The following is a 24,794-nucleotide window of genomic DNA, read 5'->3' as shown; positions in this document are numbered from 1 at the left end:
GTTACGCGCTCGCAATCAATTCTCCTGGAGCCTGCCCGTGCGCCGATCGACCCTGATGACCTTCGCCGCCGCGCTCGCCGCCGCCGCAAGCCCCGCCCTGGCGCAGGATGCGAACACGCCGCCGTCCATGGCGGGTGGCCAGGCGACCGATTTCGGCGATCACACCACGATCGGCGTCGGGGCCGTCTATCTGCCGGACTATGAAGGCTCGAACAATTACCGGGTCGAGCCAGCGCCGCTCGCGATCGGTGCGGTCAAGGGGTTCGCCTTCGCGCTGATCGGCAACCGGCTGAGCATCGATCTGATCCGCGATCCGAAGGACTCGAAATACGACTTTCAGCTCGGCCCGATCGGGGTCGTCGACTTCAACCGCGACAACAGCCATTTCACCGACGCCCGCGTCCGTGCGCTCGGCAAGGTCGGCACCGCGATCGAACTGGGCGGCTATGCCGGGATCGGCAAGACCGGCGTCATCACCAGCCCGTACGACAAGCTGACCGCCTCGCTCAGCTACCGCTACGACGTCAGCAACGTCCACAATAGCGGCATCCTGCAGCCGAGCATCAACTATCTGGCACCGCTCAGCCGCAAGTTGGCGGTGGGCCTGTTCGCATCGGCCGAACATGCCGGGCGCGGCTATGCGACCTCCTATTACACGGTCAGCCCGGCGCAAAGCGCGGCGAGCGGCCTGCCCGTCTATTACGCGGACGCCGGCTGGAAGGACGTCTCGGTCGGTGCGGTGGCGACGGTGTCGATCACCGGCGATCTGCTTCACGGGTTCAAGCTCGTCGGCGGCGGCACCTATACCCGCCTGATGAACGGCTTCGCCGACAGCCCGGTCGTCAGCATCGCCGGATCGCGCGACCAATGGATCGGCGCGCTCGGCGTCGCGTATACTTTCTGAACCGGATGCATTCCGGTCGGCCGCCCGGGATCAATGGACAAGCGAAAATTTTCTGCCGGTCGCCGCGTCCGTTTTTCTTGACGGAGCGTATCTCCTCCGTATCGAATGTTCGGGGACATTATCGCCTTGCGCGAGATGGTTGGTGTCCCGAGACGATCAATGCCGGTGTTTCGTCATGTCGGCGACGCGCCATGAATGGTTCCGGGCATTCTAGCCCAGCTTCCGAACGATAGGGGATCCTGAAAGATGACCGACAGCCAGAAATTGATCGAGACGTTCGACGCCCGCGTCGAACGTCGGGAAAATCGTCGCGCCTTCTTCACCAACGCGCTTAGCGTTGCCGCGGTCGGCGGCGCATTCGTCTATGCCAACGCCGCCGCGGCCCAAGCCGCAGCGCCTGCGCAGATCGATATCGACGTCCTCAACTTCGCGTTGAACCTCGAATATCTCGAAGCGACCTTCTATTCCTATGCGTCGTTCGGCACGCCGCTCGCCGCGACGATGACGACCGGCACCGGCACCAACGGCTTCGCCGCATCGGCGACGACGTCGGCGGGCGCGCACGCGGTCAATTTCACCGACCCCGTGGTGTCGCAATATGCCAAGGAGATCGCGCAGGACGAGATCGCTCACGTCAATTTCCTGCGCTCGACACTCGGCTCGCTTGCCGTCGCGCAGCCGCAGCTCGACGTCGGCACCTCGCCGACCGGCGCCTTCAGCACCGCCGCCCGCGCCGCCGGGATCATCGGGCCGACGACCGCCGCCGCACCGACCTTCTTCGACCCCTATGCGTCGGACGAGAATTTCCTGCTCGGCGCGTTCATCTTCGAAGACGTCGGCGTGACCGCCTACAAGGGCGCGTCCCCGCTGCTGGTCAACAAGACCTATCTGGAGGCCGCGGCCGGCATCCTGGCGGTCGAGGCCTATCACGCGTCGATCGTCCGGACCGTGCTGTACGGCAAGGGCATGAGCGTCGGCGGCACCCCGATCCCCGCGGCCTTTGGTGGCGGCACCTACCCCGCGACCACCCCGAACCCCGCGCTGATCACCAATGCGGGGCTGATCTCGGCGGCGCGCGACAGCCTGGACGGCACGTCGGCGACCCCGGCGGCGAACCGGATCACGGTCGATCCGGTCACCGGCAAGGATACCAGCGACGACCAGGGTATCGCCCCGGTCACGACCGGTGCGGGCGTGCGTGCCAACGTCGCGCCGCTGAACCTGAACGGCCTCGCCTACAGCCGGACAGCGAACGCGGTGCTCAACATCGTGTACCTGAACGCCAATGCGGTCAGCATGGGCGGGTTCTTCCCGGCCGGCGTGAACGGCAACATCAAAACCAGCACGCAGCAAGTCTGACGCCAGCAATAACCCGCACGGGGAGACATAAGATGTCCGATACCAACTATCTCGAAGTCCTGGATGCGGTGGAACGCCGTCGCACCGAACGCCGCAAGTTCCTGAAATATGCCGGCGCGGCGACAGCGGCGGCCGGCGGCCTGTCGCTGCTCGCGGCCTGCGGCGACGACGCTCCGGCCCCGTTGCCGACGCCGACCACCACGCCGCCCCCGGCACAGGCGCAGATCGATCTCGACGTGCTGAATTTCGCGTTGAACCTCGAATATGTCGAGGCGCAATTCTATTCCTTCGCCGCGTTCGGATCGGGGCTGTCGCCCGCGATTCTCACCGGCACGGGTACGCAGGGCACGGTGACGGGCGGTCGCCAGGTCAATTTCACCGATCCGATCGTGAAGCAATATGCGCTCGAGATCGCGGCGGACGAGTCCGCACACGTCAATTTCCTCCGCACCGTGCTCGGCTCGGCGGCGGTGGCGATGCCGGCGATCAACATCGACGGCAGCGCGGCGACGGGTGCGTTCAGCCAGGCCGCGGCGGCGGCGGGGGTCGTTCCCAAGGGCGGTACCTTCGACCCTTACGCATCGGACGAGGCCTTCCTGCTCGGCGGGTTCATCTTCGAGGATGTCGGCGTGACCGCCTACAAGGGCGCATCGCCGCTGCTGGTCAACAAGACCTATCTGGAGGCGGCCGCGGGCATCCTGGCGACGGAGGCCTATCATGCTGGCCTGCTGCGAACGGTTCTGTACCGCAAGGGTGTCTCCGTGCCTGCGCTCCGCACGATCGCCGGTCAGATTTCCGATGCGCGCGACAGTCTCGACGGGGCGTATGACGACGATCAGGGTATCACGCGCACCATTGCCGGGACGACCACCATCGATACGACCGTATCGAACATCGTGCCGGTCAATGGCAACGCCATCGCCTATAGCCGCAACACCGATCAGGTCCTGCACATCGTGTATCTGAACGGGACGACCGGTGCGGCGTCGGGCGGGTTCCTTCCGGCCGGCGCGAACGGCAATATCAAGATCGCGAACGCCAACCCGGCGGCCTACACCGCGGCATAATCGCGATCGTCGTCATGAAAAGCGGGCCGTGCGAGCGATCGCGCGGCCCTTTTTTCGTTGGACGGCCTGGTGCTTGCGCCTATGGTCGCCGCTTCCCCGGGGAGCCGCAAGGCTGAGATAGGCGCATGTCGCCTGAACCCGCCGAACCTGATCCGGTTAGCGCCGGCGGAGGGAGTGGAGCGGTGTCCGACCTCTTTGCTCCCGGTAGAGATGGAGCGACACGCATGGCCGATTTTCCTGCCCGTACTGAAATAGGCGTCACCACCGGCCCGATTCGCGGCAGCCGCAAAATCCATGTCGGCCCGCTGAAGGTGGCGATGCGCGCGATCGATCTCGATCCGTCCTGCATCGAACCGCCGCTCAATGTCTACGACACCAGCGGGCCCTACACCGATCCCAACGCGCATATCGACATCATGGCAGGCCTGCCCGCGCTCCGCCGCTCGTGGATCGAGGCCCGCGGCGACGTCGGGAGCTATGACGCGCGCCACCTGAAGCCCGAGGACAACGGCCAGCTCGGCCCCGATCGCTCCGGCGGCGTCCAACCCTTCCCCAATGTCATCCGCCGCCCGTTGCGCGCAAAGGCGGGCGCGAACGTCAGCCAGATGCATTATGCGCGCCGGGGCATCATCACGCCCGAGATGGAATATGTCGCCACCCGCGAAAATCTCGGCCGTGCGCAGATGATGGATCATGTCCGCGACGGCGAAAGCTTCGGCGCGAGCATCCCCGATTTCGTCACCCCCGAATTCGTCCGCGACGAAGTGGCGCGGGGCCGCGCGATCATCCCCAACAACATCAACCACCCCGAGAGTGAGCCGATGGCAATCGGGCGCAATTTCCTGGTGAAGATCAACGCCAACATCGGCAACAGCGCGGTCGCCAGCAACGTCGCCGCCGAGGTCGACAAGCTCGTCTGGTCGATCCGCTGGGGCGCGGACACCGTCATGGACCTGTCGACCGGCCGCAACATCCACGACACGCGCGAATGGATCATCCGCAACTCGCCGGTCCCGATCGGCACCGTCCCGATCTACCAGGCGCTGGAGAAGGTCGGCGGCGTCGCCGAGGACCTGACCTGGGAGATCTTCCGCGATACGCTGATCGAACAGGCCGAACAGGGCGTCGATTACTTCACGATCCATGCGGGCGTCCGCCTCGCTTATATCCCGATGACGGCCAAGCGCGTGACCGGCATCGTCTCGCGCGGCGGCTCGATCATGGCGAAATGGTGCCTCAGCCACCACCGCGAGTCGTTCCTGTACGAACGCTTCGACGAGATCACCGAGATTATGAAGGCGTACGACATCGCCTATTCGCTGGGCGACGGCCTCCGCCCCGGTTCGATCGCCGACGCCAACGACGAGGCGCAGTTTAGCGAGCTCTACACGCTCGGCGAACTCACCCACCGCGCGTGGAAGAGCGACGTGCAGGTCATGATCGAGGGCCCCGGCCACGTGCCGATGCACAAGATCAAGGAGAATATGGACAAGCAGCTCCAGGTCTGCGGCGAGGCGCCCTTCTACACATTGGGGCCGCTGACGACCGACATCGCGCCGGGCTACGACCATATCACCAGCGGCATCGGCGCCGCGATGATCGGCTGGTACGGTACCGCGATGCTCTGCTACGTCACGCCCAAGGAGCATCTCGGCCTGCCCGCCCGCGACGACGTGAAGACGGGCGTGGTGACGTACAAGCTGGCCGCCCATGCCGCCGATCTGGCGAAGGGCCACCCGGCGGCGAAGATGCGCGACGACGCGCTGAGCCGTGCGCGGTTCGAGTTCCGGTGGCGGGATCAGTTCAACCTGTCGCTCGATCCCGACACGGCGGAATCGTACCACGACCAGACGCTCCCGGCCGAGGGTGCCAAGACCGCACATTTCTGCTCGATGTGCGGGCCGAAATTCTGTTCGATGAAGATCACCGCGGAGGTGCGCGAGTTCGCCGCGAAGCAGAACCAGCCGGCGGACGGCTTCATCGCCGCGGGTGGCCCAACGGGCGCGGAGACCGCGGCCGCGAGCAAGGCCGCGGCCCTGAAGGGGATGGCGGAGATGAGCGAGATGTTTCGGGAGAAGGGTGGGGAGGTCTATTTGGCGGTGGAGGGGTGAATGGCACGATATATACTCGAAAGCGTTAACCGTTGTCGAACGAGGCCTCTGCGCAATTGATAGCTGAATCCGACCAACTGAAAAATTAGTGATTGCGACGTAGGATTCAGTGTGAGATTCACCTGAAATACCGCTTGAATGGAGATGTCATATGGCAGCAAGAAAGCAGTTCCTGCAGGTTCGGCCAACCGACCCCGCGCTGAAGGCGCTTCTGGATGCCGCGAAGGGAAAGAAGGTTACCGAAGCAGAGCTTAGCGAACAGCGTGTCAGTTTCGCGTTTGGTAATGCCCCAGTTTCAGATTTCATAACGAAAGACTCGGTGCGCGCGTCATCGCGAAGCATTCTGATAGCCGGTTGAGGAGATGGCCCGCGAAAGCGGGCCTTTTTTATGTCGATTAGAAAAACGGATGACCCGGCATTTTATGCGCGAATTCAAGAGCATAATCTTCTTCGTCAGTACGATCTTCTTGCAAACTGCATTGAGATCGGAATGCAAAAGGGGATAGACGCTTTCGACAAATACACACTTTGGTCTTTGAATGCTGCGGCCGTCGCGAATATTGCCCAATTTGGGGGCCGTTTCCGGGAGCAGCCAATCTACGTTGGAAACCATAGACCGCCTCATTACCGTGAAGTCGGTAATTTGATGGATCAATTTATTTCAGTTGTTCATGAAAATTGGGATGTGATCGATCATCCTACATGGCTTCCAGCATATGCGCTTTGGCGCATGAATTGGATTCATCCGTTTATAGAAGGCAATGGTCGGACTGCCAGAGCAGCGTGTTATTACCTGATTTGTATGAAAGCTGGGGGCTTATTGCCGGGACGAAAGATCGTACCTGAGCGGATTCGTGAAAATCGAGAACCTTATTATGCCGCTCTTCGAGCGGCAGACCGTCATTGGGAAGACGGTGATTTCGACGTCTCCGAACTTGCCGCATATCTAGAAGGCCTACTTAAGGCCCAACTGGAAGATATCTAAAGCCTTTTTTGGCGCTCCTCCCCGGCTTGCCACAACCGCAACGCTATTTGAATGCGGCGGCAATTACTTAATTCATTAATTCATACGGCGCTGCCGATGCTCAATAATGATACCGGCAAGACAGCACCTCCAGAATCTGCCCATCCCCCGACCCACTCACCCGATACACCAACCGATGCTCGCGATTGATCCGCCGCGACCACCAGCCGGCGAGGTTGCGTTTCAAGAGTTCGGGCTTGCCAGTGCCCGTGAACGGCTGGCGCAGACTTTCGCCGATCAGCAGATTGATACGCGCCAGCAGCAGCGGATCATCGACCAGCCACTGTGCATAGTCGCGCCATGCCTCCGCCGTGAAGACGACCTTCACGGTTGGATTAGCGCGTGTTCCTCACCCTTGCCGGCGTCGAGTTGCGCGATACCGTCCAGCAGATGCTTCGCACTGGCGGGTGAGGACAGCAAATACAGCGTCTCCTCGATCGACGCCCATTCGCTCGCCGAGATCAGCACCGCCCCCTCGCCGCGCTGGCGCGTGATGGCCAAAGGAGCCCGATCGGCGACGACCTTGTCGATCATCGCCTTCAGGTTCTCGCGCGCTTCGGAATAGGATACGGCTTGCATCGGACCGATATGGTCAAAGTCTTGTCCAACGTCAACGGCGTGATGCTTGGTCCGCAGGCCTAATCCTCCACCCGCCCGATCCGATACGGCCCGTCCCGTGTCGCCAGCACCACGCCCTTCCAGCTCAGCCGGACCACGCCGTCGGCCAGCATATCGTCGATCGCGGCATGGACGATCGGCATCGCGCCGCGCCAGTCGGTGGCCAGCGCCCGCGCGACTTCGCTCGGGCAGACGGTCGCGCCGGGTGTACGGCGGTCGAGCAACGCCAGCGTTGCGGCGCGCGCATCGCCCAGTCTGTCGGCATCGCCCGGCACGGCCGTTCTATGCCACCACCGCCCGCACGGCCGTTTCCGCCGCGATCACCTTCCGATACGCGCGGACCGCGGGTGGGGGCATGTGGCGGCCGATCTCTTATTGGCGGATGCTGGCGAGGGGGATGCCGTAGGGGATGGCAAACGCCTGCCGACTCAACCCCGGCATGTAGCGCTATGTGATCCACACGGTCGCCAACCGCAACCCCGGATGGAGGCCCCCGCGCCACACTCCCGTGCAAACCGTCCAACACCGCTGTCCTACACGCGCGCCTTCTGCTCCATCCTCTCGGATGAGAAAGCACCGCACCCCCGCCACCCCGGCGACCCCCGCCGTTCGCCCGACCTTCGACCCCGTCGCCGCCCGCCAGCGGCAGGACGGATGGACCCCCGACCGCCAGACCGGCTTCATCGAGGCCTTGGCCGAATGCGGATGCGTGGACGAGGCGTGCAAACGCGTCGGCATGGGAACCAGCTCCGCCTATGCGCTCCGGCGGCGCGGCGATGCGCGCAGTTTCCGCGCGGCCTGGGACGCGGCGATCGATGTCGCGGTCGAACGCCTGTCCGATGCCGCCTTCGCGCGGGCGCTGCACGGCGTCGCGACCCCCGTCTTCTACAAGGGCGAACAGGTCGGCGAGCGGGTGCGCCATGACGAGCGGCTGACGATGTTCCTGCTGCGCTACCGCGATCCGACCCGCTACGGCGCGTGGATCGACGGCTGCCGCGCCGAACGCGCGCCCGACGGTGCGGCGGTCGCGCTGGCGACCGGGACCGCATGGGTGGCGAAGGACGCACGCGCGGCTGCAGCGGGCGGGCGGGTGCCCAAGCGGTCGGTCGAACCGACGACACGCTACATATCGCCGCAGGAACAAGCCGTGGCGGCGCAGAGTGCGGAGGCGGAACGTCAGCAGGCGGCGCACAGAGGATATCGTTCGACGCCTGAGGAAACCGACGCCGCGCTCCTGAAGTTGCTTCGTGCGGTGCGCCCGCGGGAGAGCGATTCCGGCGCGGACGTGGCGTGTGGTTCGTCCACTTCCGATCGCATTCAGTGGCCCGAATATCCCAACAGGCGAAGCGTCGCCGGGTCGGATGCGCCGCCATAGAAGCGCGCCAGCACCGCCGCGAACGGGGTCGGATCGTCCGCCACCGCCGCGAACAGCGTCATCGACGATCTGAGCTTCACCGCGTCGATCTCGCCCAGGATCGCCTCCGCGCGGCCGGGGGCGGCGAGCATGGTCGCGGTCGCCTCGAACAAGCGCTGCGCCAGCACCGGATGCGCCAGGAACGCGCGCGCCTCCGCCGCGTCGGCCAGCGCATAGAACCGCGCGGTCGGACTGGTGCCGAGCCCCGCCAGTTGCGGAAAGACGAACCACATCCAGTGCGTGCGTTTGCGCCCGGCGCGAAGCTCGGCCAGCATGGCGGTGTGGACGGCGTCCTGCGCGGTGACGAAGCGATCGAGGCTCATGGAAGGGTCAGGTGGCGGCGGCGGCGTGCAACCGCAACCATGGCTCGCTGGTTCGGTCGTTACGGGACGCAAGCCGCGGGCCCACGATGCCGCGAATGGGGACGAACGAATGATTCGACTGGAGGGAATGGCGGTCCGGCCGCTGGCGATGGGTGCCGCTCTGCTGGCCGCGGTGCTGGCGAGCGGTTGCCACAAGGACCAGAGCGATGCGGGGATCGGGAACGATGCGGTCGCGCACGGCTTCCACCCGCCCGAGACGCGGTCCGCGACGCCGCTGCCGGGGCAGGTGCAGACGACGCCGCTGACCGCCTATGTCGGTCATTACCCCGGCGACGCAGTCGACGGCGTCGGCTTCTTCGATCGGACCGAGGTCGCGACCGCGCTGAACGAGGCGGTGATCGACCCGGTGGTCCGCCGTGCGATCGTGAACGGCCACGGCCCGCAGACCCCGATCTTCGCGCGCGGCAAGACCGTCGCCGCCTGGGGATGCGAGGCGCATGACTGCAGCGATCACAACTGGACCCTGTTCGTCGACCCGGTGACGAAGAAGGGCACCGCCTGCTATCACGACGCCGCGATGGGCGATCGGTCGCATTGGTATGCGGCGGCCGCCCCGGTGACGAAGCCGGGGGGCTGTCCGTCCGGCGACGGCGCGGCGGCGACCGATCCGGCGGTGCCCGGCGCGGATGCCGATAGCGGTAGCGGTGCCGCGGTACCGGGGAATGCCGGCTGATGCTGGAACATGTCCCCGGCTGGCTCGGCCGCGCGCTGGCGGGGATGCGCGCCGGCGCGGACAAGCTGGCGATCGCGAGCATCGCGCTCGGCGATGGCGGGACCTCGATCGCGCTGTCCAGCCCCGCCTTCGCGAACGGCGGCCGCCTGCCGCCGCGCTTCACCGCGGACGGCGACGGGGTCTCGCCGCCGCTCGTATGGGGCGGTCCCCCGCCGGGTACCGTACGGATGGTCCTGCTGGTCGAGGACGCCGATGCGCCGACCCCGCAACCGCTGGTGCATGCGGTCGTCTGGGGTATCGCGCCCGAGGCGGGGCGGCTGGCGGAAGGTGCGATCATGCGCGACGGCGATGGCGGTGCGGACGGCCGCGACGTCGGGCGCAATTCGCTCTTTCGCGAAGGCTGGCTGCCGCCCGACCCGCCGACCGGGCACGGCGAACATCGTTACGTGTTCCAGTTGTTCGCGCTTTCGGATGGCGCGGGCGATCCCGGGCAGACGCCGCGCCGGGGGGAGGTGGTCGCGGCGATGACCGGTCATGTCCTCGCCGCCGGATTGCTGGTCGGCACCTATTCGCGCGGGGAAAAGGCGACGGTCGCGCCGGCGGGGCGGGCGGCGGTGGCATGAACGGCACGGCCCCCGCCGGGCGATTCGGCACGCGACCGGGGTGGGAACCGGGCAGCGATTGCCGGGCACCCGGTCATGCGATCGGCAGGATGGGGACGGCGGAGCCGACCGCGATGGCGGCGAAGACGAACGCACCGACGAGCGAGCAGACGATACGGGTGGCGGCGAATTTGGTCATGAGAAGTCTCCCTATTGTCGGCGCCGGACGATCCGACCAGCCGATACCCCGGGCTTTGCAGGCGGCGTGCCAATTCGTTAACATATTGGAAAGCAACGACTTGCCGATGGGCGCTTTATGAATATGGCGCAATCCGCCACAAAGTGCGCCGATATCGCGCCAAACCGTGGCGGATCGTCAGGCGGCGCAGACCTGGTCGCGCCCGCCCGCCTTTGCGGCGTAGAGCAGCCGGTCGGCACGCGCCATCGCGCGTTCGCCATCGTCGCCCGGCTGGACCGCGGTGACGCCGGCGGACAATGTGATCCGACCCAGTCGCTGGTCGGTGTCGCGCGTCCGGAACCGCTTGACCGACACCGCCTGCCGCGCCGCGTCGACCTGCCGCGCCGCCTCCGCCAGGCCGACGCCGCCGATCAGGATCGCGAACTCCTCGCCGCCATGACGCGCGACGATCTGGCCGGGAAAACAGTCCGCCAGCAGCCGGGCGATCGCCGCCAGCACGCGGTCGCCGACCGCATGGCCATTGTCGTCGTTGACCTGCTTGAACCGGTCGATGTCGACGACCACCACGCACCAGGGTCCGGCGACCGCGTCGCGCGCGACGAAGGCTTCGTCGAAGGCGCGGCGATTGGCGAGCCCGGTCAGCGCGTCGATGCGCGCGGTCTGGTGCGCCTCGGCCAGCTTGGCGCGCAACGCCTCGGTTTCCTCGTCGGCGCGCGCCAGTCGACGCTCGGCATCGCGCACCCGGTTCATCATCATGGTCGTGATCCGCGCGATCTCGTCGATCCCGGCGATCGGCGATGCGCGTTCGATGGCGGCGGCGCTGGCGGCCAGATCGGCCCCGAAATCACGCGTTTCGTTCGTGATCGTGCGCATCATCGTCGAAAACCCGTCGACCGTCGCGCGCGTTTCCGCGACGAGCTGTTCGGCCTGCGAATCGGCGCTCGGCCGGGGGTCGCGTGGTGCCAGCGGCGCGCCGCCCTCCAGCACCTGGTGTCCCAGCCGTTCGATATCCTTGCGGTTCAGCCGAACGCCGCCATCGGTCAGCTCCGCGACGCGGCGCGCGATCGGCGTATCGGGATCGGCCAGTGCGGCGAAGGCGAAGCCGTAATGCGCGGGCTCGGGACTGAGGCCTTGCGCGCCGAGAAAGGCCCCGATCTGTTCGAACAGATCGTCGCCCCTCACCGACTGGCGCGCCGCGCCCCGCTCCCGCATCCCAATCATCCCTTTGCCCCGGTATCCTGTCGCGGTACCCTTAGGACAAAAGCGTTATCAACGCGTAACGACCGGTCAGCTACCGCCGGAACGGACCTATCACTTGCCGGTGATCTTGCCGACCGCCGCCAAGGTCAGCGACACGTGTTCGGCGGGGTTCATGTCGTCATGGACGAAGGTGATCTTGCCGTCCGGCGCAATGACATAGCTGGTGCGCGACGTGATGGCGTGGCCCATGATCTCCTTCGGATAGGCGACGTCATACCCCTTGACGACCGCCGGCCCGGCGCTCGCGACCGCGAATTTGCCGGCGCATTTTTCGTTCGAGAATTTGGCGAGCGTATCGACCGTGTCGGCGGACATGCCGATGACGGTGGCACCCGCCTTCGTGAATTGGGGGATCGCCTCGGCAAAGGCATGCGCTTCGGCGTTGCAGCCGCCGGTAAAGGCGGCGGGGAAGAAGTACAGCACGACCGGACCCTTCTTCAGCAGGTCCGCAAGATGGACCGACATGACTTGCCCGGCGATCGCGCCGCGGGTCGTGAAGTCGGGGGCTTTCGCGCCGACGGGCAATGTCGCGACGGCCGGCGCGGCGATCAGGGCGGTCGCGGCGGCGAGAAGGGGGAGCAGGCGCATGAGATTTCCTCGCTGTGGGTCGTTGCCATGCTTCTAGCGTGCCGGCGTCGGCTGCGATAGGCGCAGCGGCCATGCCAGTGACCGCTTCCGACATCGCGCTTGCCCAGGCGCTCGCCGACGCCGCCGGGGCGGCGATCCGTCCCTATTTCCGCGGCGATCTGGGGCTGGAGATCAAGGCCGACAAATCCCCCGTCACGCTGGCCGACCGCGCCGCGGAGGCCGCGATGCGCCGGCTGATCGAGGCGGAACGATCTGGCGACGGCATCGTCGGCGAGGAATATGGGACGAAACCGGGGATCACCGGGCGGACCTGGGTGCTCGACCCGATCGACGGCACGCGCAGCTTCACCGTCGGCCGTGCGATCTTCGGTACGCTGATCGCTTTGGTCGAGAATGGCTGGCCGGTGCTCGGGGTCATCGACCAGCCGGTGCAGCGCGAACGCTGGCTCGGGGTCGCGGGGCGGCCGACGATGTTCGACGGCGCGGCGTGCCGGACCCGGACCTGCGCCGCGCTGGAAGGGGCGATCGTCGCGACGTCGAGCCCGCATCTGTTCCCGGACGAGGACGTCCCCGCCTTCCTGGCGCTGGTCGCGGCGGCGAGCGGCGGGGCACCGCGGCAGGGGCCGGTCTATGGCGGCGACTGCTATAATTACGGCCTGCTGGCGGCCGGTCATCTCGACATCGTGTGCGAAAGCGGGCTGCAGCTCTACGATTTCGCGGCGCTGGTCCCGGTGGTCGAGGGGGCGGGCGGGCGGATGTGCGACTGGAACGGCGACCCGCTGACCGCGGACAGCGACGGCCATGTCCTGGCGATCGGCGATCCGGCGCGGGTCGACGACGTGCTTGAGGCGCTGCGCGCGGTGCCGGGCGGGGCCGAAGGCGACTGACCTTGGGCGATCATATTTCCGTCCTCCTGCGAACGCACGAGCCCCAGGGTAACCGAGCGAGACGCCATCGACTCTGGGCTCCTGCTTTCGCAGGAGAAGGGCGTCAGGTCGCATGAAGGCATTAGAAAATCCCCAGGAATTTCTTCCGCTTGCCCCCCGTCGTCGAGGGCGTGCCGTTCCCCACATCGTCGCGCGGCTTGCCCTTGGTCGTCCGCTGCGCACCGGCGGTCGCGGCGGAGAGGATCGGACCGCAGGCCGCCGCCTTGGCGTCGCCGACATCGACGAAGGCGAGGATCGCGGCCGGCGGTGTCGCGATCAGCGCCAGGCCGAGCGCGGAACCGGCGCGGGCCACCAGCTGCGGGCTGAGCACGTCGAGCGAAGGCTTGGCGAAATACCCCTTCAACCCGACCGGCGACTGGCCCGAGAACAGGCTGAACTTCTTGCCGTCCGCCCGGAACGCCAGGTCCATCGCCTCGGTACCCAGATTGAAACCACCGCGCCCGGTAATGACGTTCTTTGCCGTATCGATGATGATCGGGTCGGCCGCCGCCGCCCCGTTACGCGCCGTGAACGCGACCAGCCCGCAATTGAGCGCGACCGGCTCCTTCAGCTGGTGCTGGAACATCCGCTGCGCGAAGACGCCGATATCCAGTTCGGACAACTGGACATTGCGCGCCGACAGGCTGCCTGCGGGCATCACGAAGGCCATCCGTCCGTTCGCGTTCGCCAGCCAGGCATGCATCGAGTCGCCGTCGCCCGACAACCGGATGCGACCGTGGATCGTCCCGGTCGTCCCCGATTCCACCACGCCGAAGCCTGCCAGCAGCCGCCCCATCGGCGTCGGCGCGAGGCGGATGTCGTAATCATTGTGCGCCGGCCGCCGCTGCGCATCGATCATGATATCGGCGGCGACATTGCCCCGCGACATCGCGAAGGTCAGCGGCGAGATCTGGAGTTCGCGGTCCTTCAGCGCGACGGTCACGTCGATGTTCGAGATCGGTACGTTGCGCGACCGCACCGTGCCGACCGTCCAGTGGACGTTCGCATCGAAATTGCCCATGTCGTCGACCGGCAGCGCGGTATCGGGCAGCAACCGTGCGGGTGCCGCCCCCGTCGCCGCGGCGGCCGCCACGGTGCCCTGCGCCGCCACGATATCGGGGTTATAGCCGATGAAGGGGGCCACATCGACGATATCGAGCGTCCGCGTCGCCAGTTCGGCGGCGACGTGGGTACGCGGTTCGATGTTCGACACGGTGAACTTGCCCGACAGGTCGCTGTCGCCGAACGTCCCCGCCATGCGTGTGAAGCGGTAGTCGGTGCCCGACTGCACCAGCTGTGCATGGAGCGCATAGGTCCGCGTCTGCGGGATGACGACGCCGATGATGCGCAGCAGTTCGGCCAGGTTGCGGCCGGTGGCGCGCACCTGCAGCGGCACGTTCTCGATATCGGCGATCGTCGGCAACGTGCCCGCCACGTCGATCCGGTTGTGCGCGGCATAGGCGGTCAGCGTCAGCTTGTTCTGACCGCGCGCCACCGTCGCATCGGGGGAGAGCAGCTTGGCGGTCAGCGTGAACGGCGTCGAGCGCACGATCCCCTCGCCGGTCAGCCCGACCGCGTGCCCGATCGTCGCGTCGGCCGACTGGATGTCGTCGATCTTCAGGTCCGCCAGCAGCTTTAGCCGCGAATCGAGATAGCGCACCGTCGTACCGGTCACGGTCGCGCGGTCGATCGACGGGAAGTCGAGCGGTTTGCCGCCCTTCTTGTCGTCGAACGTCCAGCTGTTCGTGGTGTGCGCGGCATTCCATTCCAGATCGACCGCGCCGTTCGTCAGGTCGAGCCAGTAGAGCCTGCGCTTGCCGAAGATCAGCGACCAGGGCGAGATGCGCGTATCGATCCGGTCCGCGGCGAACAGCATCGGCTTCGTCGCCCAGGAGGGATTCGCGATACGGATCCCCTCGGCGTAGAATTTGATCGCGACCGGATCGAAAAAGAGCTGGAAATCGCCCGCGACGCTGACTTGACGGTTGGTCAGGGCACCCACGGTTCGCTCGAACGGGTGCTTCAGGAAGCGGCCCTTGGTGATGTAGAGCACGAGCCACAGGACGACGAGCAGCAGGACGATCCCGCCGACCACCCGCCGCATGATCGACCATCGCTGGCGTCCTGCCGGTTGTGCATCGGCATCGGCGACCGCAGGGGCCGGTTCGTCGGTAGGCGGAAGGCTCATGCCCATCCATCGCACGGCATCGGCACCGATTCCAGTCGATCCTGTCCCATGCGGTTGCATTCATGGCACGGCGCGGCTAAGGCGCGCGGCTCCAATGCGAGGTGCAAAAGGATCGCCCGGCCATCAAGGGCTGCCGCGGCTGTCCGTTGCTTCGCTAGCTGAAAGGACCAAAATGCCCAAGCTCAAGACGAAGAGTGGCGTCAAGAAACGCTTCAAGCTCACCGCCACCGGTCTGCTCAAGCACGGCGTCGCCGGCAAGCGCCACCGCCTGTTGCACCACAACGGCAAATATATCCGCCAGAATCGCGGCACCAAGGTGCTGGCGAAGGCCGACACCGCGGCGGTGAAGGCCTGGGCCCCCTACGGCCTTAGCTGAGCGGAAAGGAATAGCACATGGCACGCGTCAAACGGGGTGTTACCACCCGCGCCAAGCACAAGAATATCCTCGAACAGGCGAAGGGCTTCTACGGCCGTCGCAAGAACACGATCCGCATCGCGCGGCAGGCGGTCGAAAAGGCCGGGCAGTACGCGTATCGCGATCGCAAGGTGAAGAAGCGGACGTTCCGCGGTCTGTGGATCCAGCGAATCAACGCCGGTGTCCGCGCCGAGGGTCTGACCTATTCGCAGTTCATGCACGGCCTGAAGCTGGCGGGGATCGAACTCGACCGGAAGGTCCTGGCCGATATCGCGATGCACGAGGAGGCGGCGTTCAGCGCCATCATCGCGCAGGCGAAAGCGGCGCTGCCAGCGGTGGCGTAAACCTGCGCCTGTTGCGACCCGAAAAGGGGCGCGGGTGGCTTGAGGCCGCTCGCGCCCCTTTTGCTTTGTGGCGGTCCACTTCCTCCGTCATGCCGGGCTCGTCCCGGCATCCACCGTGCCGCGTATTCTCACGTCTTTGGTTCGCGGCACGATGGACCCCGGCGCAAGGCCGGGGTGACGGAGACGGTAGAGTTCGGCTGCATCGGTCTATAGGAACCCCCCATGACCTACCTCCTCACCATGACCGACGCCGATTTCGGCTGGCTGCTGGGCGAGCAAGCGGGGCGCGAGGGGCTGACGATCGCCCAGGGCGGGATCGGCGAGCCCTGGGTAACCCAGCTAGTGCGCGATACCGCCGCCGAGGCGTCCGAATTCACCAGCCGCGACCTGGCGTGGATGATCGCCCAAGGCGACGAGGTGGTCGGCATGATCGCCGCGACGAAACCCGCGGGGCGCCACCGGTTCGAGGTCGGCTACGGCGTCGCGGCATCGCGGGAGGGGCGCGGCCACACTACCGCGGCGGTGGGCCATGTTATCGATATCGCGCGCGCGCAGGGGCTTGCCGGGTTGACTGCGGAAACCGCGCCCGACAATCCGGGGTCGCAGCGCGTGCTGGAGAAGAACGGCTTCGTCCGTGCGGGCACGCGGTTCGATCCGGACGACGGCGCGATCTTCAAATGGTCCCATGATCTGGGCGCTACGGCACCGGCAGGAAATTGACGCGATGACCGATACCGATACCCTGCGCGCGCATCTGCTGACCGCGATCGACGCCGCCTCGGGGCTCGACGCGCTGGAGGCGGTGCGCGTCGAGGCGCTCGGCAAGCACGGCCGCGTGACGCAATTGCTGAAGACGATGGGCGGCCTGTCGCCGGAGGAACGCCAGATCCAGGGTCCGGCGATCCACGGCCTGCGCGAAGCGGTGACGGCGGCGATCGCCGCGCGCAAGGCGGTGCTGGAACGCGCCGCGCTCGATGCGCAGCTGGCGGGCGAGATGCTCGACATGACGCTGCCCGCCGATGTGCCGCCCGCCGGGACGATCCACCCGGTCAGCCAGGTGATGGACGAACTGGCGGAAATCTTCGCCGATCTGGGATTTGCGGTCGCGACCGGGCCCGAGATCGAGACCGACTGGCACAATTTCTCCGCGCTCAACATCCCCGAGACGCATCCGGCGCGCGCGATGCACGACACCTTCTATCTTCAGGAAGGAATCGCCGCGAAGCACCTGGGGATCTTCGACGAGCAGACGACCTTCTCGCTGCTGCGCACTCACACCAGCCCCGTCCAGATCCGCACGATGCTCGGCCAGAAACCCCCGATCCGCATCATCGCGCCGGGCCGCACCTATCGCAGCGACAGCGACGCGACCCACACGCCGATGTTCCACCAGGTCGAGGGATTGGTGATCGACAAGGGCATCACGCTCGGCCATCTGAAATGGACGCTGGAGACGTTCGTCCGCGCCTTCTTCGAACGCGACGACATCGTCCTGCGTCAGCGCCCGAGCTATTTCCCCTTCACCGAGCCCTCGGTCGAGATCGATGTCGGCTACACGCTGGTCAAGGGCAAGCGCGTCGTCGGCGGTGCGCAGCCCGACGGCTGGCTGGAGATCCTCGGGTCGGGCATGGTCCACCGCAAGGTGATCGCGGCGTGCGGGCTCGATCCGGACGTGTGGCAGGGCTTCGCGTTCGGCTGCGGGATCGATCGGCTGGCGATGCTGAAATACGGCATGGACGACCTGCGCGCCTTCTTCGACGGCGATATCCGCTGGCTGAAGCATTACGGCTTTTCCGCGCTCGACGTGCCCACGCTGAGCGGGGGAGTGGGCGCATGAAATTCACCTTGTCCTGGCTGAAAGAGCATCTCGACACCGACGCATCGCTGGACGATGTCGTCGATACGCTGACTCGCATCGGCCTGGAGGTCGAAGGCGTCGAAAATCCGGGTGATAAGCTATCGGCGTTCCGGGTCGCGAAGGTGCTGAGCGCCGAGCGCCACCCGCAGGCGGACAAGCTGCAAATCCTGTCGGTCGACGCCGGCGACGGCGCGCTCCAGGTCGTCTGCGGCGCGCCCAATGCCCGCGCCGGGCTGGTCGGGGTGTTCGGTGCGCCGGGTGCCTATGTGCCCGGCCTCGACATGACGCTGAAGGTGGCGAGCATCCGCGGCGTCGAATCGAACGGCATGATGTGTTCGACCCGTGAGCTGGAACTGGGCGAGGATCATGACGGGATCATCGAACTCCCCGCCGATGCGCCGGTCGGCACGTCCTACTCCGATTACGCCGGGCTGAGCGATCCGGTGATCGACGTCAGCGTCACCCCCAATCGGCAGGACTGTATGGGCGTGCGCGGGATCGCGCGCGATCTGGCGGCGGCGGGGCTGGGGACGCTCGTTCCGCTCGCCACCGCCTATCGCTGGCCGATCGCGCCGATCGCGCCGATCGCAGGCGAAGGCGCAGGCCCCGACGTGCGTACCGACGATCCGGACGGGTGTCCCGCCTTCTACGCGCAATCCGTCGGCGGCGTGACCAACGGCGATTCGCCCGAATGGATGACGCGGCGGCTTCGGGCGATCGGACAGAAGCCGATCTCGCTGCTGGTCGACATCACCAATTTCGTGATGTTCGACCTCGGCCGTCCGCTTCACGTCTACGACCGCGCCAAACTGTCGGGCTCGCTCGTCGCGCGCAGGGCGGCCGCGGGGGAGCAGGTCGAGGCGCTCAACGGCCGGACCTACACGCTGACCGACGCGATGACCGTCATCGCCGACGATGCGGGGGTGCACGACATCGGCGGCATCATGGGCGGGGCGCAGTCGGGGGTGTCGGCCGATACGACCGACGTCCTGATCGAATGCGCGTATTTCGACCCCGATCACATCGCACGCACCGGCCAGGCGCTGACGCTGACCAGCGACGCGCGCAGCCGCTTCGAGCGCGGCGTCGATCCCGCGTTCCTCGACGACGGGCTGGCGATCGCGATGAAGCTCGTGCTCGATCATGGCGGCGGCACCGCGAGCGCGGTCACGCGCAGCGGCACGCCGCCGCTCGCCGGGCGTATCGTGGCTTACCAACCCGCGCTCGCCGAGACGCTTGGCGGGCTGAAGGTCCCGCACGATCGTCAGCGCGCCATCCTCGAAAGCCTCGGTTTCGATGTGGGCGACGACTGGCAGGTGACCGTCCCAAGCTGGCGGCGCGATGTGGATGGTGCCGCCGACCTGGTCGAGGAGGTCATCCGGATCGAGGGGATCGACAAGGTCGCCGCGGTCCCTTTGCCGCGCAGCCCCGGCGTCGCGAAGCCGACCGCGACCGCCGAACAGAAGATCGAACGCCGCGTCCGCCGTGCGGCGGCGGCGCGGGGGGCCGACGAGGCGGTGACGTGGAGTTTCCTGTCCGAAGCGGAGGCTCAGCCCTTCGGCGGCGGGGCGTGGACGCTCGCCAATCCGATCAGCGAGGATCTGAAGGTCATGCGCCCGTCGCTGCTGCCCGGGCTGCTGTCCGCGACCGCGCGCAACGTGAAGCGGGGGCAGACGAGCGTGCGGTTGTTCGAGATCGGCCGGCGCTATCTGGCCGACGCCGAACGTCCGACGCTCGGCCTGGTGCTGGCCGGCGACAAGCGGCCGCGCGGCTGGCGTGAGGGTAAGGCTGCGCCGTTCGATGCGTACGACGCCAAGGCGGAGGCGATCGCGCTGCTCGCTGCGGTGGGCGCGCCGGTCGACAACTTGCAGGTGATGGGGGAAGCGGGCGAGGCCTGGCATCCGGGCCGTTCGGGCACGCTTCGGCTCGGGCCGAAGACGGTGCTGGCGGCGTTCGGGATCGTGCATCCCTCGGTCGCGAAGGCGTTCGACCTCGACGGCCCCGTCGCCGCGGTCGAGCTGTATCTCGACGCGCTGCCCGCAAAACGCGACACCGGTTTCGCACGGCCCGCCTTCACCCCGCCCGCGCTCCAGCCGGTGCGACGCGACTTCGCGTTCGTGGTGCCGCAAGGGTTGGCGGCGGACGTGTTGGTGCGAGCGGTGCGCGGCGCGGACAAGGCCGCGATCGTCGGCGCGCGCGTGTTCGATGTCTTCACGCGGGAAGGGGAGACCTCGATGGGCGTCGAGATCGTCCTGCAACCGGGCGCGAAGAGCTTCACCGACGAGGAACTTAAGGCGATGGCGGACAGGGTCGTCGCGGCGGCGGGGAAACTGGGGGCGACGCTTCGGGGTTGAAATCCGCCTCGCTGTTCCCCCGCGAAGCGGGGCCAGGGCCACGAGCGATGCATTGCTTGACACTGGGCCCCCGCTTTCGCGGGGGAACTGGAGGAACGACATGACCGACCTGATCACCATCGCCAGCGACCAGCTCACCGCCGCCATCAACCCTTACGGTGCGGAACTCACCCACCTGACCGACGCCGACGGCCGCGCGTTGATGACCGATGCCGATCCCCAATTCTGGATCGGCCACGCGCCGATCCTGTTCCCCGTCATCGGCGTCACCAATGGCGGCGTCATCCGGCTGGACGGCACCGCGTATCCGATGGCGAAGCACGGTTTCGCACGGCATTCGACGTTCGACGTCGTCGATCATGGCGCGTCCCATGCGACGTTCCGGCTGTCCGCCTCCGACAAGACCCGCAAGAGCTACCCGTTCGATTTCGTGCTGGAGATCGCGTTCCGGATCGACGGCGCGACGCTGTCGGTCGAGGCGCGCGTCGTCAACCGCGGCGACGCGCCGATGCCCGCGCAGTTCGGCTTCCACCCCGCCTTCGCCTGGCCGCTGCCGTACGGGGAACCGCGCGCCGACCACCGCGTCACCTTCACCGCGGAAGAGCCGGGCATGCTACGCAAGATCGCCCCAGAAGGGTTGATTGCCGCGGATCGGCGCGCCAGCCCGCTCGAGGGCCGCGTCCTGCACCTGCGCGACGACCTGTTCGTCGACGATGCGCTGGTATGGGACCCTGTGCAGTCGCAGGCGGTGACCTATGGCGCGGCGAACGGCCCGCAACTGCACGTCGCATTCCCCGACACCCCGCGGCTCGGCATCTGGACCAAGCCGGGCGCGCGTTTCGTCTGCATCGAACCCTGGCACGGCATCGCCGATCCCGAAGGCTTTACCGGCGACTTCCGCGCCAAGCCCGGCGTGTTCGAAGTCCCCGCCGATGGCACGACCACGATCCGCATGACTATCACACTGAAACCCTGACATCTGTCCTACACGCGCAATCTCTGCCAAGGCGCGGGCATGACGTCGCGCGCCCTTTCCACGCCCACCAGCCGCCAATTTCGCGGCGGGGCGATTCCGATGCGTACGTGCCGTGTGGTTCGTCCACTTCCGACCCCGTCTTGCCCGAATCGACCGCCCCGATGAGCTCCCCCCGCCGCACCTTCGCGATCATCTCGCATCCCGATGCGGGCAAGACGACGCTGACCGAAAAGCTGCTCTATTTCGGCGGCGCGATCCACTTGGCCGGGGAAGTAAAGGCGCGGGGACAGAACCGGCGTGCGCGCTCCGACTGGATGAAGATCGAGCAGCAGCGCGGTATCTCGGTCACCTCGTCGGTGATGACGTTCGAACGCAAGGGCATCACCTTCAACCTGCTCGACACGCCGGGCCACGAGGATTTCAGCGAGGACACCTACCGCACGCTGACCGCGGTCGACAGCGCGGTGATGGTGATCGACGCGGCCAAGGGCATCGAGCCGCAGACGCGCAAATTGTTCGAGGTCTGCCGCCTTCGCAGCGTGCCGATCATCACCTTCGTCAACAAGGTCGACCGCGAGGGCCGGCCGGTGTTCGAACTGCTCGACGAGATCGCCGACATGCTCGCGCTCGACGTTGCGCCCATGAGCTGGCCGATCGGGATGGGCGGCGAGTTCGAGGGCGTGCTCGACCTCGTCACCGGCGGCGTCAGCCGGCCCGAGAGCGACAGCCGCGGTTTCCACGGGAAGATCGATACCGATGTGACTCTGCCCGAACGCTTCGCCGAAGAGGTCGAGCTGGCGCAGATCGGCTATCCCGCGTTCGACGTCGAGGCGTATCGCAACGGCGACCTGACCCCGGTGTATTTCGGGTCCGCGCTGAAGGATTTCGGCGTCGCCGAACTGATCGGCGCGCTCGCCGACTATGCGCCGCCACCGCGCGCCCAGCCCGCCGAGCCAGCGCCGGTGTCCCCCGACGAGACGGAAGTCACCGGCTTCGTCTTCAAGGTGCAGGCGAACATGGACCCCAACCACCGCGACCGGATCGCGTTCATGCGGCTGTGTTCGGGAACCTTCAAGCGCGGCATGAAGCTGATTCCGTCGGGCACCGGCAAGCCGATCGCGGTACATTCGCCGATCCTGTTCTTCGCGAGAGACCGCGAACTGGCGGACGAGGCGTTTCCCGGCGACATCATCGGCATCCCCAACCACGGCACGCTACGGGTGGGCGACACGCTGAGCGAACGCGCCGACGTGCGTTTCACCGGCCTGCCCAATTTCGCACCCGAAATCCTGCGCCGCGTCGTCCTGAAGGACCCGACCAAGACGAAGCAGTTGCGTAAAGCCCTGGACGACATGGCCGAGGAGGGCGTGACTCAGGTCTTCTACCCCGAGATCGGGTCGAACTGGATCATCGGCGTCGTCGGACAATTGCAACTGGAGGTGCTGCTGAGCCGCCTCGACGCGGAGTACAAGGTTGCCGCCGGGCTGGAACCGGCACCGTTCGACACCGCACGCTGGGTATCGGCAGGTGACCCGGCGGACCTGAAGGCGTTCACCGACATCAACCGGTCGGCGATGGCGAAGGACCGCGACGGCAACCCGGTGTTCCTGGCGAAGAGCGCATGGGAGATCGGCTATGTCGCCGATCGCTACCCCAAGGTCCGCTTCGCGGCGACTCGCGAGCGGTGAGCGGGGCCGGGGGGCTGGGCGCTGCGCCGTACGTGCTGCTCGACGATGCGCGGCCGGGCGGCGCGGCGGCGCGGTTGTACCGGGGGCCGGTGGCGGTCGTGACCGCCGTCGATGTAGAGGACGTGCAGCCTGCGCTCGACCGCATCCGCGCCGCCGTCGAGACCGGCCTGCACGCGGCTGGGTATCTGGCGTATGAGGCTGGGGCGGCGTTCGTGCCCTCAGCAAGAGCCCAGGGTTCCGAGGACGACGCTCGTGATCCCGGGTTCCTGCGGTCGCAGGAACACGAGCCACTTCTCTGGTTCGGCCTGTTCGACCGCTACGACACGGTCGACGATGTCGCCGCGCTCCTCCCCGATCCCGCGGGCGCGTGGATCGGCGCGGCACAACCCGCGATCGACCGGGCAACGTATGACGCACAAATCGCCCGCATCCTGGGTCTGATCGCAGCGGGCGACATCTATCAGGCGAACCTCACCTTCGCCGCGACCGTCCCCATGGCCGGCGATCCCGCGGCGCTGTTCGCGCGGCTGCGTGCCGCGTCGGGGGCAGGTTATGGCGCGCTGATCGACACCGGCGACCGTGTGATTCTGTCGCTGTCCCCCGAACTGTTCTTCGCGCTAGACGGCGACGGGCTCATCTGCCGGCCGATGAAGGGCACCGCGGCACGCCTGCCCGATCCCGCAGCGGATGCCGCCGCGGCGGCGGCGCTGGGGGCGGACCCGAAGCAGCGGGCGGAAAACCTGATGATCGTCGACCTGATGCGCAACGATCTGTCGCGTGTCGCGGTGCCGGGCAGCGTCGCGGTGCCCGCATTGTTCGCGGTCGAACATTATCCGACCGTGCACCAGATGACGTCGACCGTCACCGCGACGATCGCCCCCGGCCGCGACGCGGTCGACGTGGTCGCCGCGTTGTTTCCGTGCGGATCGATCACCGGCGCACCGAAAAGTCGCGCGATGGCGATCATCGCCGACGTCGAGGACCGCGCACGCGGCGTCTATTGCGGCGCGATCGGCCGGATCGACGCAGCCATCGATGCTGCGAGTGGCGACGCGATGTTCAACGTTGCGATCCGGACGCTGACGGTTCGAAACGGCACGGCAACGATGGGGCTCGGATCGGGCGTGGTCGCGGACTCGGTCGCGGCGGACGAATGGGATGAATGCCTGGCGAAAGGCGCGTTCCTGACCGCCGGCACGCACCGCGGCTTCGACCTGATCGAGACGATGGCGTTCGATCCGCAATCCGGGTTGCAGCGGCTCGACCTCCACCTTGCGCGGCTGGATGCGAGCGCCGCGGCGTTCGGCTTCGCGTTCGACCGGCATGCGGCGCGCAACGAACTGCAGGCCGCGACCTTCCGTCTGCGGACGCCGCGGCGGATTCGGCTGTTGCTGGCGCGGTCGGGGGCGATCGTGGTTCAGGTCGGCGCGATGCCGGAGCCGGTGGCGGCGATGACGATCGCGGTCGTACCCTTGCCCGTGGCTGCGGGGGATTTCCGGTTGCGGCACAAGACCAGCGACCGCGGATTCTACGACGCTGCGAGGCGGGTGGCGGCAACCGACGAAGTGATATTCGAACGCCCCGACGGTCGTCTGACCGAGGGTAGTTTCACCTCGCTGTTCGTGGCCCGGGGCGACGGCATCCTGGTCACTCCGCCGCTCGCGGACGGCCTGCTGCCGGGCGTGCTTCGCGCCGACCTGATCGTCGGCGGTCGTGCGGTCGAGGGGTCGTTGACGCGCGCCGATCTCGTCCCCGGCGGTCTGTTCGTCGGCAATGCGCTGCGGGGGCTGGTGCCCGCGGTGCCCGCGGTTGCGCCATAGGATGTACCACGGCATAGCGCACG

25 protein-coding genes and 1 riboswitch are annotated in these 24,794 nt (G+C 66.9%); of the genes, 18 read left to right on the top strand and 7 right to left on the bottom strand.

Annotation, left to right across the window (positions count from 1 at the left end):
• Positions 1-37: 37 nt before the first annotated feature.
• The 6 genes from HUU99_RS10780 to HUU99_RS10755 all read left to right on the top strand — a co-directional run bounded on the left by HUU99_RS10780 (position 38) and on the right by HUU99_RS10755 (position 6,426).
• Positions 38-904 carry a MipA/OmpV family protein gene (locus HUU99_RS10780; RefSeq protein ID WP_368039949.1) on the top strand — a complete coding sequence of 289 codons (867 nt, stop codon included), beginning with the start codon at positions 38-40 and terminating at the stop codon, positions 902-904.
• Between the two features lie 246 nt (positions 905-1,150).
• Positions 1,151-2,263 (top strand): ferritin-like domain-containing protein, encoded by a 1,113-nt coding sequence (locus tag HUU99_RS10775; protein WP_174286581.1) that lies wholly within the window; start codon positions 1,151-1,153, stop codon positions 2,261-2,263.
• A 32-nt stretch (positions 2,264-2,295) separates the two neighbouring features.
• Positions 2,296-3,330, top strand: coding sequence for a ferritin-like domain-containing protein (locus HUU99_RS10770; protein ID WP_174286580.1), 1,035 nt, complete (start codon positions 2,296-2,298; stop codon positions 3,328-3,330).
• A gap of 87 nt (positions 3,331-3,417) precedes the next feature.
• A riboswitch (TPP riboswitch) is annotated at positions 3,418-3,522 on the top strand.
• A gap of 32 nt (positions 3,523-3,554) precedes the next feature.
• Positions 3,555-5,441 carry a phosphomethylpyrimidine synthase ThiC gene (thiC, locus tag HUU99_RS10765; protein ID WP_174286579.1) on the top strand — a complete coding sequence of 629 codons (1,887 nt, stop codon included), beginning with the start codon at positions 3,555-3,557 and terminating at the stop codon, positions 5,439-5,441.
• A gap of 151 nt (positions 5,442-5,592) precedes the next feature.
• Positions 5,593-5,799, top strand: a complete 207-nt coding sequence (locus tag HUU99_RS10760; RefSeq protein WP_174286578.1) for a hypothetical protein — start codon at positions 5,593-5,595, stop codon at positions 5,797-5,799.
• 30 nt (positions 5,800-5,829) lie between these two features.
• The gene (locus tag HUU99_RS10755) at positions 5,830-6,426 is read left to right on the top strand and encodes a Fic family protein (RefSeq protein ID WP_174286577.1); all 597 of its coding nucleotides are present in this window, start codon (positions 5,830-5,832) and stop codon (positions 6,424-6,426) included.
• 100 nt (positions 6,427-6,526) lie between these two features.
• Here HUU99_RS10755 and HUU99_RS10750 read toward each other — a convergent pair whose 3' ends face one another.
• The 3 genes from HUU99_RS10750 to HUU99_RS10740 are packed head-to-tail and all read right to left on the bottom strand — an operon-like array spanning position 6,527 to position 7,358.
• Positions 6,527-6,793, bottom strand: coding sequence for a Txe/YoeB family addiction module toxin (locus HUU99_RS10750; protein ID WP_174286576.1), 267 nt, complete (start codon positions 6,791-6,793; stop codon positions 6,527-6,529).
• On the bottom strand, positions 6,790-7,044 hold the full coding sequence (locus HUU99_RS10745; protein ID WP_174286575.1) for a type II toxin-antitoxin system Phd/YefM family antitoxin: 255 nt from the start codon (positions 7,042-7,044) through the stop codon (positions 6,790-6,792). Before HUU99_RS10745 ends, HUU99_RS10750 begins: the two co-directional genes overlap by 4 nt.
• Before the next feature lie 59 nt (positions 7,045-7,103).
• Positions 7,104-7,358, bottom strand: a complete 255-nt coding sequence (locus HUU99_RS10740; protein WP_254603125.1) for a DUF3253 domain-containing protein — start codon at positions 7,356-7,358, stop codon at positions 7,104-7,106.
• Between the two features lie 290 nt (positions 7,359-7,648).
• On the opposite strand from HUU99_RS10740, the gene HUU99_RS10735 reads away from it, so the two are divergent.
• The gene (locus tag HUU99_RS10735) at positions 7,649-8,458 is read left to right on the top strand and encodes a hypothetical protein (protein WP_174286574.1); all 810 of its coding nucleotides are present in this window, start codon (positions 7,649-7,651) and stop codon (positions 8,456-8,458) included.
• On the opposite strand, the gene HUU99_RS10730 is transcribed toward HUU99_RS10735, so the two are convergent.
• Positions 8,401-8,820 (bottom strand): DUF1810 domain-containing protein, encoded by a 420-nt coding sequence (locus tag HUU99_RS10730; RefSeq protein WP_174286573.1) that lies wholly within the window; start codon positions 8,818-8,820, stop codon positions 8,401-8,403. The genes HUU99_RS10735 and HUU99_RS10730 overlap by 58 nt on opposite strands.
• 109 nt (positions 8,821-8,929) lie before the next feature.
• On the opposite strand from HUU99_RS10730, the gene HUU99_RS10725 reads away from it, so the two are divergent.
• Together HUU99_RS10725 and HUU99_RS10720 are read left to right on the top strand one after the other, a co-directional pair.
• Positions 8,930-9,553, top strand: a complete 624-nt coding sequence (locus HUU99_RS10725) for a hypothetical protein (protein WP_174286572.1) — start codon at positions 8,930-8,932, stop codon at positions 9,551-9,553.
• A complete protein-coding gene (locus HUU99_RS10720) occupies positions 9,553-10,176 on the top strand; it encodes a YbhB/YbcL family Raf kinase inhibitor-like protein (protein WP_174286571.1) in 624 nt (207 codons plus the stop codon). The genes HUU99_RS10725 and HUU99_RS10720 overlap by 1 nt, the downstream gene beginning before the upstream one ends.
• Positions 10,177-10,531: 355 nt before the next feature.
• Here HUU99_RS10720 and HUU99_RS10715 read toward each other — a convergent pair whose 3' ends face one another.
• A complete protein-coding gene (locus HUU99_RS10715) occupies positions 10,532-11,566 on the bottom strand; it encodes a GGDEF domain-containing protein (RefSeq protein WP_174286570.1) in 1,035 nt (344 codons plus the stop codon).
• A gap of 99 nt (positions 11,567-11,665) precedes the next feature.
• Positions 11,666-12,202, bottom strand: a complete 537-nt coding sequence (locus tag HUU99_RS10710) for a peroxiredoxin (protein ID WP_174286569.1) — start codon at positions 12,200-12,202, stop codon at positions 11,666-11,668.
• A 71-nt stretch (positions 12,203-12,273) separates the two neighbouring features.
• On the opposite strand from HUU99_RS10710, the gene HUU99_RS10705 reads away from it, so the two are divergent.
• Entirely contained in the window at positions 12,274-13,089 is an 816-nt protein-coding gene (locus HUU99_RS10705; RefSeq protein WP_174286568.1) for an inositol monophosphatase family protein, read from the top strand.
• 121 nt (positions 13,090-13,210) lie between these two features.
• Here HUU99_RS10705 and HUU99_RS10700 read toward each other — a convergent pair whose 3' ends face one another.
• Entirely contained in the window at positions 13,211-15,316 is a 2,106-nt protein-coding gene (locus tag HUU99_RS10700; protein WP_174286567.1) for an AsmA family protein, read from the bottom strand.
• A gap of 172 nt (positions 15,317-15,488) precedes the next feature.
• Between HUU99_RS10700 and rpmI the strand changes: the two genes are divergently transcribed.
• The 8 genes from rpmI to pabB all read left to right on the top strand — a co-directional run bounded on the left by rpmI (position 15,489) and on the right by pabB (position 24,771).
• Positions 15,489-15,692, top strand: coding sequence for a 50S ribosomal protein L35 (rpmI, locus tag HUU99_RS10695; protein ID WP_174286566.1), 204 nt, complete (start codon positions 15,489-15,491; stop codon positions 15,690-15,692).
• 17 nt (positions 15,693-15,709) lie between these two features.
• Complete coding sequence (gene rplT / locus HUU99_RS10690; RefSeq protein ID WP_174286565.1) at positions 15,710-16,075, top strand: 50S ribosomal protein L20; 366 nt, start codon at positions 15,710-15,712, stop codon at positions 16,073-16,075.
• Between the two features lie 222 nt (positions 16,076-16,297).
• Positions 16,298-16,795, top strand: coding sequence for a GNAT family N-acetyltransferase (locus HUU99_RS10685; protein ID WP_174286564.1), 498 nt, complete (start codon positions 16,298-16,300; stop codon positions 16,793-16,795).
• Positions 16,796-16,799: 4 nt separating this feature from the next.
• Positions 16,800-17,912: a phenylalanine--tRNA ligase subunit alpha gene (gene pheS, locus HUU99_RS10680; RefSeq protein WP_174286563.1), complete on the top strand. Its 1,113-nt coding sequence runs from the start codon at positions 16,800-16,802 to the stop codon at positions 17,910-17,912.
• Positions 17,909-20,287, top strand: coding sequence for a phenylalanine--tRNA ligase subunit beta (gene pheT, locus HUU99_RS10675; RefSeq protein ID WP_174286562.1), 2,379 nt, complete (start codon positions 17,909-17,911; stop codon positions 20,285-20,287). Before pheS ends, pheT begins: the two co-directional genes overlap by 4 nt.
• A 100-nt stretch (positions 20,288-20,387) precedes the next feature.
• Entirely contained in the window at positions 20,388-21,263 is an 876-nt protein-coding gene (locus tag HUU99_RS10670) for an aldose 1-epimerase family protein (protein WP_174286561.1), read from the top strand.
• A gap of 161 nt (positions 21,264-21,424) precedes the next feature.
• Positions 21,425-22,951 carry a peptide chain release factor 3 gene (locus HUU99_RS10665; protein WP_174286560.1) on the top strand — a complete coding sequence of 509 codons (1,527 nt, stop codon included), beginning with the start codon at positions 21,425-21,427 and terminating at the stop codon, positions 22,949-22,951.
• Positions 22,948-24,771, top strand: a complete 1,824-nt coding sequence (gene pabB / locus HUU99_RS10660; protein ID WP_254603124.1) for an aminodeoxychorismate synthase component I — start codon at positions 22,948-22,950, stop codon at positions 24,769-24,771. Before HUU99_RS10665 ends, pabB begins: the two co-directional genes overlap by 4 nt.
• Positions 24,772-24,794 lie beyond the last annotated feature (23 nt).

The organism is Sphingomonas bacterium (assembly GCF_903642285.1).
Lineage (GTDB): Bacteria > Pseudomonadota > Alphaproteobacteria > Sphingomonadales > Sphingomonadaceae > Sphingomonas.
This window is presented reverse-complemented; position numbering and strand designations above follow the sequence as displayed.

Coding starts and splice junctions, on each gene's coding strand:
- HUU99_RS10775 (WP_174286581.1), top strand. CDS start 1,151: ATGACCGACAGCCAGAAATTGATCGAGACGTTCGACGCCCGCGTCGAA.
- HUU99_RS10770 (WP_174286580.1), top strand. CDS start 2,296: ATGTCCGATACCAACTATCTCGAAGTCCTGGATGCGGTGGAACGCCGT.
- thiC (WP_174286579.1), top strand. CDS start 3,555: ATGGCCGATTTTCCTGCCCGTACTGAAATAGGCGTCACCACCGGCCCG.
- HUU99_RS10760 (WP_174286578.1), top strand. CDS start 5,593: ATGGCAGCAAGAAAGCAGTTCCTGCAGGTTCGGCCAACCGACCCCGCG.
- HUU99_RS10755 (WP_174286577.1), top strand. CDS start 5,830: ATGTCGATTAGAAAAACGGATGACCCGGCATTTTATGCGCGAATTCAA.
- HUU99_RS10745 (WP_174286575.1), bottom strand. CDS start 7,044: ATGCAAGCCGTATCCTATTCCGAAGCGCGCGAGAACCTGAAGGCGATG.
- HUU99_RS10735 (WP_174286574.1), top strand. CDS start 7,649: ATGAGAAAGCACCGCACCCCCGCCACCCCGGCGACCCCCGCCGTTCGC.
- HUU99_RS10730 (WP_174286573.1), bottom strand. CDS start 8,820: ATGAGCCTCGATCGCTTCGTCACCGCGCAGGACGCCGTCCACACCGCC.
- HUU99_RS10725 (WP_174286572.1), top strand. CDS start 8,930: ATGATTCGACTGGAGGGAATGGCGGTCCGGCCGCTGGCGATGGGTGCC.
- HUU99_RS10720 (WP_174286571.1), top strand. CDS start 9,553: ATGCTGGAACATGTCCCCGGCTGGCTCGGCCGCGCGCTGGCGGGGATG.
- HUU99_RS10715 (WP_174286570.1), bottom strand. CDS start 11,566: ATGCGGGAGCGGGGCGCGGCGCGCCAGTCGGTGAGGGGCGACGATCTG.
- HUU99_RS10710 (WP_174286569.1), bottom strand. CDS start 12,202: ATGCGCCTGCTCCCCCTTCTCGCCGCCGCGACCGCCCTGATCGCCGCG.
- HUU99_RS10705 (WP_174286568.1), top strand. CDS start 12,274: ATGCCAGTGACCGCTTCCGACATCGCGCTTGCCCAGGCGCTCGCCGAC.
- HUU99_RS10700 (WP_174286567.1), bottom strand. CDS start 15,316: ATGAGCCTTCCGCCTACCGACGAACCGGCCCCTGCGGTCGCCGATGCC.
- rpmI (WP_174286566.1), top strand. CDS start 15,489: ATGCCCAAGCTCAAGACGAAGAGTGGCGTCAAGAAACGCTTCAAGCTC.
- rplT (WP_174286565.1), top strand. CDS start 15,710: ATGGCACGCGTCAAACGGGGTGTTACCACCCGCGCCAAGCACAAGAAT.
- HUU99_RS10685 (WP_174286564.1), top strand. CDS start 16,298: ATGACCTACCTCCTCACCATGACCGACGCCGATTTCGGCTGGCTGCTG.
- pheS (WP_174286563.1), top strand. CDS start 16,800: ATGACCGATACCGATACCCTGCGCGCGCATCTGCTGACCGCGATCGAC.
- pheT (WP_174286562.1), top strand. CDS start 17,909: ATGAAATTCACCTTGTCCTGGCTGAAAGAGCATCTCGACACCGACGCA.
- HUU99_RS10670 (WP_174286561.1), top strand. CDS start 20,388: ATGACCGACCTGATCACCATCGCCAGCGACCAGCTCACCGCCGCCATC.
- HUU99_RS10665 (WP_174286560.1), top strand. CDS start 21,425: ATGAGCTCCCCCCGCCGCACCTTCGCGATCATCTCGCATCCCGATGCG.